Origin of the sequence: Cyanobium sp. T1B-Tous (assembly GCF_024345475.1) — a bacterium.
Taxonomy (GTDB): domain Bacteria; phylum Cyanobacteriota; class Cyanobacteriia; order PCC-6307; family Cyanobiaceae; genus Cyanobium_A.
Genome location: NZ_JAGQBE010000062.1, coordinates 1 through 12758 on the forward strand (window position 1 = coordinate 1; position 12758 = coordinate 12758).

At 62.8% G+C, this 12758-nt stretch carries 14 protein-coding genes; 6 read left to right on the plus strand and 8 right to left on the minus strand.

Translation table 11 applies throughout. The features are described 5' to 3' along the window. Nucleotides 1-119: 119 nt before the first annotated feature. The 5 genes from KBY71_RS12230 to KBY71_RS12250 all read right to left on the minus strand — a co-directional run bounded on the left by KBY71_RS12230 (nucleotide 120) and on the right by KBY71_RS12250 (nucleotide 4584). Complete coding sequence (locus KBY71_RS12230; RefSeq protein WP_254929182.1) at nucleotides 120-587, minus strand: hypothetical protein; 468 nt, start codon at nucleotides 585-587, stop codon at nucleotides 120-122. A 65-nt stretch (nucleotides 588-652) separates the two neighbouring features. Continuing rightward, entirely contained in the window at nucleotides 653-1297 is a 645-nt protein-coding gene (locus KBY71_RS12235) for an isoprenylcysteine carboxylmethyltransferase family protein (RefSeq protein WP_254929183.1), read from the minus strand. Beyond that, nucleotides 1297-1548, minus strand: a complete 252-nt coding sequence (locus KBY71_RS12240; RefSeq protein ID WP_254929184.1) for a DUF2933 domain-containing protein — start codon at nucleotides 1546-1548, stop codon at nucleotides 1297-1299. The genes KBY71_RS12235 and KBY71_RS12240 overlap by 1 nt, the downstream gene beginning before the upstream one ends. A gap of 44 nt (nucleotides 1549-1592) precedes the next feature. Continuing rightward, the gene (locus tag KBY71_RS12245) at nucleotides 1593-3791 is read right to left on the minus strand and encodes a heavy metal translocating P-type ATPase (RefSeq protein WP_254929185.1); all 2199 of its coding nucleotides are present in this window, start codon (nucleotides 3789-3791) and stop codon (nucleotides 1593-1595) included. A 55-nt stretch (nucleotides 3792-3846) separates the two neighbouring features. Next, complete coding sequence (locus tag KBY71_RS12250) at nucleotides 3847-4584, minus strand: DUF305 domain-containing protein (RefSeq protein WP_254929186.1); 738 nt, start codon at nucleotides 4582-4584, stop codon at nucleotides 3847-3849. A 162-nt stretch (nucleotides 4585-4746) separates the two neighbouring features. Between KBY71_RS12250 and KBY71_RS12255 the strand changes: the two genes are divergently transcribed. Continuing rightward, the gene (locus tag KBY71_RS12255) at nucleotides 4747-5244 is read left to right on the plus strand and encodes a DUF411 domain-containing protein (protein WP_254929187.1); all 498 of its coding nucleotides are present in this window, start codon (nucleotides 4747-4749) and stop codon (nucleotides 5242-5244) included. A gap of 249 nt (nucleotides 5245-5493) precedes the next feature. Then, on the plus strand, nucleotides 5494-6345 hold the full coding sequence (locus tag KBY71_RS12260; protein WP_315858557.1) for a tRNA-dependent cyclodipeptide synthase: 852 nt from the start codon (nucleotides 5494-5496) through the stop codon (nucleotides 6343-6345). Nucleotides 6346-6680: 335 nt separating this feature from the next. Here the strand turns inward: KBY71_RS12260 and KBY71_RS12265 are convergent, their stop codons facing one another. Then, nucleotides 6681-6938 (minus strand): DUF1651 domain-containing protein, encoded by a 258-nt coding sequence (locus KBY71_RS12265; RefSeq protein WP_254929189.1) that lies wholly within the window; start codon nucleotides 6936-6938, stop codon nucleotides 6681-6683. Further along, entirely contained in the window at nucleotides 6935-7102 is a 168-nt protein-coding gene (locus tag KBY71_RS12270; RefSeq protein WP_254929190.1) for a galactose oxidase, read from the minus strand. The genes KBY71_RS12265 and KBY71_RS12270 overlap by 4 nt, the downstream gene beginning before the upstream one ends. Nucleotides 7103-7677: 575 nt before the next feature. Here KBY71_RS12270 and KBY71_RS12275 point away from each other — a divergent pair. Next, on the plus strand, nucleotides 7678-8088 hold the full coding sequence (locus KBY71_RS12275; protein WP_254929191.1) for a hypothetical protein: 411 nt from the start codon (nucleotides 7678-7680) through the stop codon (nucleotides 8086-8088). A gap of 198 nt (nucleotides 8089-8286) precedes the next feature. Next, entirely contained in the window at nucleotides 8287-10389 is a 2103-nt protein-coding gene (locus KBY71_RS12280) for a heavy metal translocating P-type ATPase (RefSeq protein ID WP_396095419.1), read from the plus strand. Between the two features lie 16 nt (nucleotides 10390-10405). Here the strand turns inward: KBY71_RS12280 and cadR are convergent, their stop codons facing one another. After that, nucleotides 10406-10822 carry a Cd(II)/Pb(II)-responsive transcriptional regulator gene (gene cadR, locus KBY71_RS12285; protein ID WP_254929193.1) on the minus strand — a complete coding sequence of 139 codons (417 nt, stop codon included), beginning with the start codon at nucleotides 10820-10822 and terminating at the stop codon, nucleotides 10406-10408. 121 nt (nucleotides 10823-10943) lie between these two features. Here cadR and KBY71_RS12290 point away from each other — a divergent pair, with 121 nt between their 5' ends. Both KBY71_RS12290 and KBY71_RS12295 read left to right on the plus strand, forming a co-directional pair. Continuing rightward, nucleotides 10944-11867: a vitamin K epoxide reductase family protein gene (locus KBY71_RS12290; protein WP_254929194.1), complete on the plus strand. Its 924-nt coding sequence runs from the start codon at nucleotides 10944-10946 to the stop codon at nucleotides 11865-11867. Between the two features lie 101 nt (nucleotides 11868-11968). After that, the coding region (locus KBY71_RS12295; RefSeq protein WP_254929195.1) for an Nramp family divalent metal transporter at nucleotides 11969-12758 on the plus strand (790 nt) is incomplete at its 3' end.

Sequence of the window (12758 nt, forward strand, 5' to 3'; positions counted from 1 at the left end):
CGACCCAACAGCTTTCGTAGCTACTGAACGACTGAAGGGGTCACGTCAACTGTGCTTTCAAAGGCAATTCCCCACCGAGTACCATAAGAAATGAGCAAGAGCCGCGAACGATGCCTGGGCTATTGCAGACCCTGCCCTGAATATCCCAACATGTGACGGCGAGCCAGATAGAGAATGATTGCAGGCAAGACAATCCATTGAATGACGGCAAGTGCACTCATGCCTAGGATGGGCACTGCCAGTACCGGCACTCCATAGGCTTTAGAAACATTGACTCGGTAGGTTTCGATCGCAAGAGTGATCAGCAGGCCGATACTGGTAAACAGGAATGTCAATTTCCAGGTTGGGGTCAGCAGCCAGTACCGCGAACGCATCAATGCACTCACGACCCAACTGCTGAACAGAATGATGACCGCATCGCCAAAGGCGCAGTGAGTTAAGTCAATAATTTTGTCGCCCAATGATGGACTTGCGTAGAACTCGTAAAACGGAGACTGCCAAACCTCGTAAACGAAGTTGAGCAGAAAGGCAAAGAGAAATAGATTTGTTTCTGGTGCAGCGAGAATTGGCGCATTTTTCTTGAACACAAGCCTTCGCTCCGCCAATCTATTCATTGAACCCTGGTGCATACGACACACCGATACTGCTCCTCTCAGCCATGGCGATGCCGCCAGGGAAGGAAGCCCGGCACAGACGAAAGATAGGCTCGATAACGATCTCCAAACTCGAGCACAACCTCCCGCTCCTCTTGCTTTGCCAGGCGCAGGTACATCACCACCAGCACTGGATACATCGCCAGGGTGAGCAAAGTGGGCCACTGCAGCAGGAATCCTGTCATCACCAGAATGAAGCCCAGGTACTGGGGGTGACGCAGACGCGCATAGATGCCGGTTGTCGCCAGTTCATGCTTTTGCTGGGCGGCATAAAGCAGATCCCAGCCCCTGGTAATGAGCATGAAGCCAGCACCGATCAGCACAAAACTGGCGATATGGAAGGGTCCTAAATGAGGATTGACACGCCAGCCAAACAACGTTTCCAATAGATGCCCCGCATCATGGGAGAGCCAGTTCACGGATGGATAGCGACTCCCAAGCCAGCCGGAGAGGAGGTAGATCGTCAGTGGAAACCCATACATCTCGGCAAACAAGGCCACCAGGAAGGCGCTGAATGCACCAAAGCTGCGCCAGTCACGCGGCGTCTTGGGTTTGAAAAAACTGAAGGCAAAGAAGCTGAAAACAGCGGCATTCACCACCGCCAGTCCCCAGAGGCCATAGGCCGGGGCTTCACTTTGGTTCATCACGACTTGGGGGTAGGGGTCGATGGCGAGTCCGGCCCCTCCGGGGCGTCGTGATGGCCATGCCCATGGACGCCATGCATGAAGAGGTGCATCAGCGGGCAGGCCAGAAACACCAGGAAGGGAAGCGCACCAAGGGTGTGCGCTGTGTGCTCCAGCAGCAGGTAGAAGGCCGCCACCAGTAGAAAGCCATAGATCACCCACCGGGACCGGCGGCGTGGTGACCAGCTTGAAAAGAAGGTGGGATCAGCCATCGAATCTCGTAAACGGGGACGGCCTGGGACGAAAGCACCGATGATCAGGCCGCTCGGTAGCGCCGCAACAGCGACGAGTTGACGATCACCGAGAGCGAACTGAGGGCCATGGCCGCCCCGGCGATCATTGGATTGAGCCAACCAAAGGCGGCAATCGGGATGCCGATCCCGTTGTAGATGAAGGCCCAGAAGAGGTTCTGGCGGATCTTGCGCATGGTGGCCCGCGAAAGGCCGATAGCGGTCACGACCAGCCGCACGTCGTTGCCCATCAAGATGATGTCACCAGCTTCCTTGGCCACATCCGAACCGGAGCCGATGGCGATGCCGATGTTGGCAGTGGCCAGGGCCGGGGCGTCATTGACGCCATCGCCCACCATGGCCACGTTCTGCCCATCCAACTGCAGGGACTTGATCGTTCCGGCCTTGTCGGCTGGCCGGACCTCGGCGATCACCTCGGTGATCCCCACCTGGGCGGCAATCGACTCTGCGGTGGTGCTGTTGTCGCCGCTGAGCATGATCACCCGCACCCCACGGCGCCGCAGCAGGGCCACGGCCTGCTCGGCCTCGGGCCTGACCGTATCGGCCACGGCGATCACCCCAAGGATCTGATCGGCGCGCCCAAGCACCATGGCCGTTTTCCCCTGGGCCTCGAGCCCAGCGAGCTGGCCCTCCACAGGTTCGGGAAGCCGGGGCAGGAAGCGGCTCGCCAGGGAACGGTTGCCAAACCAGACGACGTCCCCGCCCTCTTTGGCGGTGATGCCCTCACCCACCTGGGCCGCAAACTGCTCCAGCGGCAACAGCTCCAGATGGCGCTCTGCAACGGCCTCGGCAATCGCCGCCGCCAGGGGATGTTCTGAGCCATGCTCCAGGGAACCTGCGAGCTGAAGCACTTCCTGCTCCGAATGGCTTGCCAGGGGCTCCAGATCGGTGAGCACCGGCTTGCCCAAGGTGAGCGTGCCGGTCTTGTCGAAGACCACGGTGGTGAGCTTCTCGGCCCGCTCCAGCACCTCGCCGCTGCGGATCAGGATGCCCTGCTCAGCGGCCTTGCCCACCCCCACCATCAGGGCTGCTGGGGTGGCGATGCCGAGGGCACAGGGGCAGGAGATCACCAGCACGGCAATGAAGGCCAGCAGACCACTGCTGAACTGGCCTGCCAGGGTCCAGAGGGCAAACGCCGCGAAGGCGATCAACACCACGGCTGGAACAAACCAGCCGGTGACCTGATCGGCCAGGCGTTGCACGCTGGCGGTGCTGGCCTGGGCCTCCTCCACAATGTGCACGATCTGGGCCAGGGCAGTGTCGGATCCCACCCGGCTGGCCTGAAAACGGAGCAGCCCCGACCCATTCACCGTGCCACCGATCAGTTCGGCACCGGCCTGTTTGGCCACCGGCAGGGATTCACCGGTGAGCAAGGATTCGTCCACCGAGGAGCTGCCATCCAGCACCACCCCATCGGCGGGGATTTTCTCGCCCGGCCGCACCAGAACAGTTTCGCCGGTGTCGATGGCATCGGCGGGCACGGTCATCTCCATGCCGTCGCGGATCACCGTGGCCGTGGCGGGTTGGAGGTCGAGCAGCTTGCGTACGGCGGCTGAGGAGCGTTTCTTGATGATCTCCTCCATGTACTTGCCCATCAGCACGAAGGCAATCACCACCGCCGAGACTTCGAAGTAGACGTCCCGTTCACTGACGCCAACCGGCAGCCAGGTGGGCGCAAAGACCACCACCACGCTGTAGAAGTAGGCGACTGAGGTGCCCAGGGCGATCAGCACGTCCATGTTGAGGGCGCGGCGCTTCAGGGCAGCCCAGGCCCCGGTATAGAACGACCAGCCACCGATGAACTGCACCGGGGTGGCGAGCAAGAACAGCCACTTCCCCCAGCTCATCCAGGGCATGAAGGACACTGGAGCCCACGACACCAGACTCACCCCAGCGGCCAGGGCGATGAAGGCCCCGGCCCGGAACAGCGCCAGCGCCAGCACCCCGCCGATCACGAAGCCCACGCGACGGCGCATCACGCGCAATTCCCGGTCGGGATTCTGGAAGGTCTGCAGGCAACTCTGGCTGCAGAAGTAGTAGTCGCGGCCGCCGCGCTGGGTGCTGAGGGCTGTGGCCCTGGGAACCACCATGCCGCAGATGGGATCCTTGGCCATGCCTTTGCCGCCGCCGTTGGGCGGCGGGCCGTGACTGCCGGGGGGCATGTGGTGATGGTCGTGTTCCTTGCAGCTCGTCGAAGCGTTCATCCTTCCTGCTCCAGATCCATGGGGCTTGCTAAAGCTGGTTTAAACAGGTTTTCGCTCAAAGACGGAACAGCGCGTCGTACTTGAAGTACTCCGGCTTGCGCAATCCCTCCACAGCCAGCATCCTGCGCAGTTCAATGATCTCGTCGCGCTGGGCCACGATCACGCCGCGAGCAAAGCGCCGGATTGTGGTGTTAGTGCTCTTGGCCAGGGCGTCGTGGGCCATCATCAGCGCCCCGGCGTGGTGCTCAAGCATGCCCTCGAGGAACCACACCACCCTGTTCTCCTTGGTGGGGAGCTCGCCCATCATCCGCATGCCATCGATCTGGGCCTGGCTCATGCGCGCCAGGCCAGCGAGGCTGTTGGGATCGCCTCCTTGGGCCAGGGCCACGGGATAGACGGGCGCCTGGGGGTACCAGGCCTTGCGCCAGAGGCCCATGGCCCGGATCTCGTTGGCTTGATCGCGCCAGATCGTGTTGCCCAGAGCACCGAGACCAGGGGAACCGATGCCGAAGACGAATTCGCTCATCCGCAGCGCGCCGGTGTGGTGCTGCACCATCCCGTCGATGAAGCGCAGGTCGTAGGTGGCACCGGCCGGGCCCACGTCGTGGGCGTGGCCGGCATGGGCCGGGGCGGATCCGGCCGGAGCAGACATCCCAGGCATGTTCATCATCCCTGGCATGCCCTGGTGCCCTTCGTGATTCATGCCACCGGGCATCTGGGCCAGGGCAGGAGCCGCCACGCTGAGAGCAGAGGCCAGACCGATCAAGGTGGCGGTGAAGCGGAATGGGTACATGGCGGCAAGGTGGGACCTCCTAACGGTATGGTCTCCACTTGACAGGAGAGTCAAGGGCCAAGGGAGCAGCAAATCTGCGCCGGTCGATGGCGTGATTCAAGGGGTCTTGACTCTCCCCCTGACAGGAGCCTCTAACTTGAGATCAGCTGCAGCGATCTGAACATGAACCACGAGTCCTTCCACCGTTTTCCCCAGCGTCTTGGAGTCCTGCTGGGGATCGGCGCCGTCGCCGTGGCCACCGCAGGGGCCGATTCCCTCGTTCAGGGGGCGCAAGTCGCCCCCTTGCCGCCCATCACCTCCTATCGATCGGCCAGCTGCGGTTGCTGCAAGGGCTGGGTGCAGCACATGCGCGCCAACGGCTTCCAGGTGAACGATGCTGTTATCACCGATGTCGACGTCGTCCGGCGCCGGCTGGGAGTCCCCACCCGCCTGGCCTCCTGCCATTCCGCCAAGGTGGCGGGGTACGTACTTGAGGGGCACGTTCCGGCCGCTGATGTGAAGCGGCTGCTGCGGAGTCGACCGCCAGTGGCGGGACTCGCCGTACCGGGGATGGTCCTTGGCTCCCCAGGGATGGAATCCACCACTGCCTCAGAGCCTTACAGCGTTCTGGCGTTCTCCTCTACGGGCCGCACCAGCGTCTTCTCCCGCCAGATTCCTTGAGCTGCAGCCATGACGTCTCACCTCAAGCGCCGGCAGGTGCTAGGCGTCTCCTGCGCCGATGGATGAAGTGCATTCATGCGGTGGCGGGATTGGAGCGGGCTGGCGGGTGGCAATGGAAATTTCTGTTCCGCTGGCTGCACCCTCCAATGCCAAGCCAAGCCTTGCAACTGAGCAGAGCATGACACCAGAGAAACTACATCACTCGGCGAAGGTATAAACATAAACATGGAAACGTCGTTCATATCAGAGATGGTCTGTCCTCAATGCAGAACCCGGATCTCAAAGAGCATTGCGCTTTCAGTGTGCATTGTGTGCCATAAGTGTCCCGGCTGCAGCATGGTCATCCGTCCGCGCCCCGGCGAGGGGTGTGTCTTCTCCTCCTACGGCAATGCGGCGGCTTTCCTCGACAAGTCCAATTTAGTTCGGTGTTTGCCAGATCACGGGGAGCGCTTCCATGTTGTTGTCGGAACCAGCCCATTTAATAGTTATTATAGCGAGAATCGACTTGCCGAGTTACTGGTATGGGCCAACGGACATTTTGATCTTGTCGGTGTGTTCGTTCCCGACACCCCAACCGCGTGGACATTGGAAGCGGGTGGCTACTCCCCCGACGAGGCATCATATAAGACCAAGCGACAATTGCGGTACCTCAACAACAAGATTGGTCGCGCTCGAGAGGTTGTTGATAATGTCAGCAACCGGATCAGCCTTATTCCGTGGTCTTTAGTTGCTCAGCATGATAACTATGTCGCTGCTGAAGGACGTTGCCGCACCGCATTCGCCACCGACAGTGAATTTCAAAGGGAATGTCTTGCGGCAACTGATGAGGTTCTCGAAAACAGGCGGCGAGACGGTCATCATCTGAGCGATCAAGACCGCTTGCGCGCGGTCAACTATTTGATGGCGGAGCTGCCACTGATCCTCTTCGGGCCTGAGCTCTTTGGAGTGCAAACCTCGACATTCGTTTACCACCGATCGCTCCGACTGCTCGAAAGGCTTTTTGCGGGCGAGTTCTCGATCGGACCGATGCCCGGACAACATTTTGTGATCGCTCACGAGCTAGCCGAAAGGGTAAGTTCGCCAAGCCGCGATGCGGCATAACCAGCGCTTGCAGCCACCAGAACTTTCTGTCGGTTGCTGCTGTCTCTGCCGAACCAACAGCACCTTGCATCGCTTCGTAGACAGCCCATCGAACTGCTCATGCTTGCTGCCGCTCCCCGTCCTGAGGCCCATGGATAGCTGCGCAGGTGCACCTCCAGCGAGTGCCCCATGCTCAGAGCCACACTTCCAGAGTCGATGCCCAGCTGTTGGCCCCGCAGGCTGTAGTCATGTCGGAACGAATCCGGTACGTCGCGATAACGCCACAGTCCTGAGGTTTAGGCACAACCCCAAAACATCAACTCCTCTGCTTCCTCAGATTGGGCTCCACGTGACCATCACCAATGAAGGCTGCAGGGACACCAGCCCGCCTTGCGCTTCTCAGCCCAGAGCTTTAGGGCCTCAGCTCGGCTCAGCTCTCGCCGTGACTTCAGCAGCGGGATCTCTTGATCGGGAAGCAACTCGCCGGTGGTGATCTCCAGCCGTTGATAGGTGCGCTCCCAGCGAGTCGGGCGAAAGTGCAGCACCTGGCCGCCCTGGATCAGCCAACCCTCCTTGGGGGTGAGCGGTGGCCGCCGGCTGGCAGCAGCTGTCATGCCACTTCCGGCGCCCAGCCCCGCTGACGGGTCATGTCCTCCGTCCAGCCCTGGCAGCGGCTGGTGAGGTGCTCGCCATGGGCGATCAGCCCCTGGTGCAGTTGGCAGGTGAGCACCTGGATGCAGTTCACCCCAGCGTGGTGCCGGAAGAAGTGGCAGGTCATGCATGCCTTGCCGTTGCGCCACACCAGCTACTTGTCATTGAGATAGTGCCACTCCTCGTAGATGCCAGGGTTTTCTGCGGAGACTGGCCCCGGCCGCCGGGTGCCATGGGAGCGGGGCTGGGAGACGGCCACGGCGACGACATCAGCAAAGGGGTGCATTTGGACTTGCAGATGTGGTCTGGTTCCGGCCAGCACTGGCGCCACATCCGCCAGTACCAGGGCGCCAGATGTGGGAGGCCGCACAGCGCCGCGTCCCGGGAGCACGGCTCCAGAGGTGAGTACTGCATGGGTTACGCGCTGGCCCTGGTCTGTGGTGGCTCGCAGAGGGAGGCCAGTTTTTGCTGTCGCCTGACACTGTCGCGTGAACTTCCAGGATTTCCCGGGGCGCATCGTTCACAACTATCACCACTTCAACACTCAGGTCCTGGGCTGACGGCGGCGGGCTGCAGATCGATGGCCAGGGCAGCTGAGGGTCCCTGTGAGGCCCTCAGCCACAGGATGATGCACTGATGCCGCAGTTTCAGAAGGATCACGGCTATAGCAGCCACAGGCGCAGGCAACCAACCGATCCGTTTATGCGCCACGTCCTGACCCTCTCGCTGGCCTGCTGCTGGCTGGCATCTCCGGTGCTGGCGGCTGAATTGGAGGCGTGTCGGAACCTGCTGGATCAACGCAATGCCCTGGCCGAGCAGGCCATGAAGGCTGAAATCGCCCTGGTTCGAACCATCCGCGAACGAATCTGCCCGCTCCTCAGCCAGCAGGCCGATGGGGCCAATGCCAACGACCGCAACGAGCTGACCATCGACTACCAGGCCCTGATCGAGTGCCGCCACAAGGCGGAAGAACAGCTGCTGCGCAGCCAGCGGGTTTTATACGTCAACCGCCAGCAGTTCAGGTTTTACACGGCGGCTGGAGCCAGGCTGACCCGGCAAGCCGATGGGCTGAATCAGGAGTTGCGGGATCGGGAGTGCCCTCAGCTGCGTTGATCAACACACGGCGAGCACCAGGCGCCGCCCAGACCCTTGACCCTGAAGTAACTACAGGCTGTTTGCTGGGGTCTGGATGACAGGACCATGGCGGATCATTGCTGCAGCAGCGGAACCAGCGAGCAGAAGGCCCGAGCCACCACGGAGCTCCAGCCGCAGACGGCAAGTGCCAAAGAAGCGCTGTTTCGGATCAGCGCGATGGATTGCGCCACCGAGGAAGGCGAAATCCGCCATGCCCTCTCTGTTGTTGAAGGCATCCGCGGCCTGAGGTTCCTGCTGGCCGAGCGCATTCTGGCGATCGATGCCGAAGCGGCCGCGCTCAACTCCGCCCTTGCTGCGATCCGCCGGCTGGGACTCAACCCGGAGCCGATCAGCCCCGATCAGCGGCCATCCGCCGCCCAAACCCGCGCTGAACGGCGCCACGAACGTCTACGCCTGGCGGGCTCCCTGGCGCTGGCGCTCACGGGGGAGCTGCTGCATCTGGTCGTTCCCGCCTACCCGGGGCATGAGCTGCTGGAGATCGGGATCGCCATCGCCGCGATCGCCCTGGCGGGCTTCTCCGTGTTTCGAAAGGGTCTCGCGGCTCTGCGCCAGGGACGGCTCAACATCAATGCGCTGATGAGCGTGGCTGTCACAGGCGCCTTCCTGATCGGCCGCTTCCCAGAAGCCGCCATGGTGATGGCGCTCTATGCCATCGCAGAGGCGATCGAAGCGCGGGCGGTGGAGCGGGCCCGCCAGGCGATCACCAGCCTGATGGCGCTGGCCCCCGAGGAGGCGGAGATCCGCCAAAGCGACGGTCGCTGGCAACGCTTGGCCGCCCGTGCCGCTGCCATCGGAGATGTGGTGAGGGTCCGTCCTGGTGAGCGACTGCCGCTTGATGGCACTGTGCTTTCCGGCGTGAGTGCGATCGATCAAGCCCCGATCACCGGCGAAAGCTTGCCGGTCGACAAAGGCCCAGGCGATGCGGTGTTTGCGGGCACGATCAACCAGGGCGGAGCCCTCGAGATCCAGGTGACGGCGCCCGCCTCGCTCAGTACCCTGGCGCGCATCATTCAGGCCGTGGAGGAAGCCCAGGCCTCCCGCGCCCCGATCCAGCGCTTCGTCGATCGCTTTGCGGCCCGCTACACCCCGGCGGTGTTCGTGGTGGCCCTGGCCGTTGCCTTGCTGGCGCCACCCTTGCTGGGGTTCACCCCACTCCAGGCGATCTACAAGGCCCTTGTGCTGCTGGTGATCGCCTGCCCCTGCGCGCTGGTGATCGCCACCCCAGTCACGGTGGTGAGCGGCCTGGCCACTGCCGCCCGTCGCGGCATCATCATCAAAGGTGGCCTTTACATCGAGGAGGCTCGCAAGATCAAGGTGTTGGCCCTCGACAAGACCGGCACGATCACCCTGGGGCAGCCCAAGTTGGTGGCTTTTTCCTCTCAGCAAGAAGCGTCAGACGTTGGCATCCTCAAACAGCTGGCCAGCAGCCTGGCGGAGCGCTCCGACCACCCGGTGTCGCGGGCGATAGCTGCAGGCCTTGATGGCGAGAGGCTGGCTGTGGAGGGCTTCGAAGCGCTACCGGGGCGCGGGGTGCGTGGAGTGATCGCGGGGCGGCCGTTGATGCTGGCCAACCACCGCTGGATCGAGGAGCTGGGGCTCTGCTCCAGCGCACTAGAAGCATCGATGCAGGTCCACGAGCGCCAGGGGCGCTCGCTCAGCCTGCTGGCGGATCAAAGCGGCGTGCTTGCCCTGATCGCAGTCGCCGACACCGTTCGGCCCAGCTCGGCAGCGGCCATGGAGGCCCTGCGGGCCCTGGGCGTCACCCCGGTGATGCTCACCGGTGACAACGCAGCCACCGCCGGTGCGATTGCGGCCATGGCCGGCATCGATGAGGTGAAGAGCAACCTGCTGCCCCAGGACAAGCTGGAAGCAGTAGCCGATCTGCAAGCCCGCTATGGATTCGCGGCCATGGCTGGCGATGGCATCAACGATGCGCCAGCCCTGGCCCAGGCGGACATCGGCTTTGCGATGGGAGCCGCAGGCACCCACATCGCCATCGAAGCCGCTGATGTAGTGATCATGAACGACGATCTGATGCGGGTACCGGAAACGATCGTCCTCTCTCGACGCACCTTCCGAATCCTGCGCCAGAACATTGCGCTGGCGCTGGGAATCAAGGGCCTTTTCCTGGTGCTCACCGTGGCCGGAAATGCCACGATGTGGATGGCGGTGTTTGCGGACATGGGCACCAGCCTGATCGTGATCGCCAATGGACTTCGCCTGCTCCGCACCCCCACGCTTGGCAAGATCAAGGGCTGAGTGAGGTCAGAAACGATCAGATCTGAGCTTTGACGATGCGAGCCGATCGGTTTAATTCCATGAGGATGGCGCAGGTCTTCACCTCATCAGGTTGCGGACAAAGCCCTCTGAGGTTCCGCAACTGATGCTGAAGCTGGCGCAGCTCATCTACCCGCGCATCGACCTCGGCCATCTTCTCGTCCAGCAAGGCGTTCACTGTCCGGCAGCTCCCGGCTGGTGCGTCCCGCGCCTCAATCAGGATGCGCACCTCCTCCAGGCTCATATCCAGGCTTCGGCAGTAGCGGATGAAGCGCAACTGCTCCACATGCCGCGGCGAATAGAGGCGGTAGTTGCCATCGGTGCGCTGCGGCACCGGCAGTAAGTGCTCGCGTTCGTAATAGCGGATGGTTTCGATCTTCACCCCGGTGGACCGTGCCAACTCGCCGATCTGCATGGATTCATCCCTTTGGGTTGGCAAGTCGAGCGGGCAAAACTCCATGCCACAACGCTAGATCCTTGACCCTGAAGCTACTTCAGGCTTTTCAATGGCGGTATCTCCAACCTTCTCTCAGCCTGTGAGCAGCGCGACGCGAACCAAACCGCTCTCCAGCCGTCGGGCCGGCAAGGAGTCAGGCCGGTCCTGGGTGCGCCTCACCATGGCCGTGCTCGCCACGATCGGCCTGATCGACACCGGCTCGATCACCGCCAAGCGCTGGGGTTGGATCGGCAGCCTGTCCTGTCCTGGCGGCAGCGATGGCTGCGACAAGGTGCTCGGCAGCGCCTGGGGCACGCTGCTTGGCCAGCCGCTTTCTCTCTTTGGATTCCTTGCTTACGCCACGGTGCTCCTGCTGGCCCTGATGCCGCTGCTGCGAGGAGGTCTGCGGGCCCCTGGATCGGAGGGCAATCGGTGGGCTCTGTTCTTCACCAGCAGCGGCATGGCCGTCTTCAGCATGGTGCTGATGGGGCTGCTGGTGTTCGAGATCAGGGCCTTCTGCACCTTCTGTGTGGTGTCAGCCGCCCTAAGCCTCGCGCTGTTCCTTTTGAGCCTTGTTGGAGGTCCCTGGATCGACCGCAGCCAACTGATCTTTCGCGGAGTGATGACAGTCCTTCTTGTTGGTCTGCTGGGGCTGGGCTGGGCAGCATCGGCGGACCAGCCTTTCGCTCAAAGTGGACGGGCGGCTCCAGCTGTCATCAGCGCCAGTTCGCCGGCCAAGATTGCCCTGGCGGAGCATCTGAGCATCGTCGGCGCCCGGGTGTTCACGGCGTACTGGTGCCCCCACTGCCATGACCAGAAGGAGGCCTTCGGCAAGGAGGCAGCCGCCAAGCTCCTAGTGATCGAATGCGCGGAGGACGGCGCCAACAGCCAGGCGCAGCTGTGCAAGCAGCAGGGGGTTCAGGGCTATCCCAGCTGGCAGATCAAGGGCGTCGTGGATTCGGGCGTCAAGCCACTGAATACCCTCGCTGATCTCAGTGGCTACACAGGTCCTCGCGACTTCTGAGCTGGCGGTGATCCCTTCCCCAGGGTGGGCTCATGCCAGCCATGCCCAAGCAGGATCGCAGCCACCCTCGCCTTACCCTCCAACTTCGCTGGCGTCGCTTCATGCCTGATGCACCGCTCGGCACCGCCGCTCGCAACGACGCGCAGGCCGTGGAGGTGCCCGCCGGACTCGGCACCCTGCGCACCTTCCTGCGGGTTCTCGGTCCCGGGTACCTGGTGGCCGTGGGCTACATGGATCCGGGCAACTGGGCCACCGACCTGGCGGCCGGCTCCCAGTTTGGCTACCGCCTGCTGTGGGTGATCGGTCTCTCCAGCCTGATGGCGATGCTGCTCCAATCGCTCTGCTGCCGGCTAGGCATCGCCACGCGACTCGATCTGGCCCAGGCCTGCAGCCAGCTGCTGCCGCGGTTCTGCCGCATTCCCCTTTGGCTGCTGGCCGAGGTGGGCATCATTGCCTGCGACCTGGCCGAGCTGGTGGGCAGCGCCATCGCCCTGCAGCTGCTCTTTGGCCTCCCCTTGCTCTGGGGGGTGGGGCTCACGGCCGCCGACACCCTTCTGCTGCTGGCGCTGCAGCGCTTCGGGATCCGCAGGCTGGAGGCCCTGGTGATCGCCCTGGTGGCTCTGGTGGGCGGTTGCTTCGCGGTGGAGATGCTGCTGCTCCAGCCCGACTGGGGCCAGGTGGGCCAGTGCTTTCTTCCCCAGTCAGCGAGCCTCAGGGACGGGCAGCAGCTGTTTCTGGCCGCCGGCATTCTCGGCGCCACGGTGATGCCCCACAACCTTTACCTGCACTCCTCGCTGGTGCAATCCCGCCGCTGGGACGGCGGCCAGGGGACACAGCGCAGGGCCCTGGCTTTCAGCACCTGGGACACGCTGATCGCCCTCAGCCTGGCCT

Coding starts and splice junctions, on each gene's coding strand:
- KBY71_RS12235 (WP_254929183.1), bottom strand. CDS start 1,297: ATGAACCAAAGTGAAGCCCCGGCCTATGGCCTCTGGGGACTGGCGGTG.
- KBY71_RS12275 (WP_254929191.1), top strand. CDS start 7,678: ATGCGCCACGTCCTGACCCTCTCGCTGGCCTGCTGCTGGCTGGCATCT.
- KBY71_RS12280 (WP_396095419.1), top strand. CDS start 8,287: ATGGATTGCGCCACCGAGGAAGGCGAAATCCGCCATGCCCTCTCTGTT.
- KBY71_RS12245 (WP_254929185.1), bottom strand. CDS start 3,791: ATGAACGCTTCGACGAGCTGCAAGGAACACGACCATCACCACATGCCC.
- KBY71_RS12265 (WP_254929189.1), bottom strand. CDS start 6,938: ATGACAGCTGCTGCCAGCCGGCGGCCACCGCTCACCCCCAAGGAGGGT.
- cadR (WP_254929193.1), bottom strand. CDS start 10,822: ATGCAGATCGGCGAGTTGGCACGGTCCACCGGGGTGAAGATCGAAACC.
- KBY71_RS12255 (WP_254929187.1), top strand. CDS start 4,747: ATGAACCACGAGTCCTTCCACCGTTTTCCCCAGCGTCTTGGAGTCCTG.
- KBY71_RS12270 (WP_254929190.1), bottom strand. CDS start 7,102: ATGACCTGCCACTTCTTCCGGCACCACGCTGGGGTGAACTGCATCCAG.
- KBY71_RS12260 (WP_315858557.1), top strand. CDS start 5,494: ATGGTCTGTCCTCAATGCAGAACCCGGATCTCAAAGAGCATTGCGCTT.
- KBY71_RS12250 (WP_254929186.1), bottom strand. CDS start 4,584: ATGTACCCATTCCGCTTCACCGCCACCTTGATCGGTCTGGCCTCTGCT.
- KBY71_RS12240 (WP_254929184.1), bottom strand. CDS start 1,548: ATGGCTGATCCCACCTTCTTTTCAAGCTGGTCACCACGCCGCCGGTCC.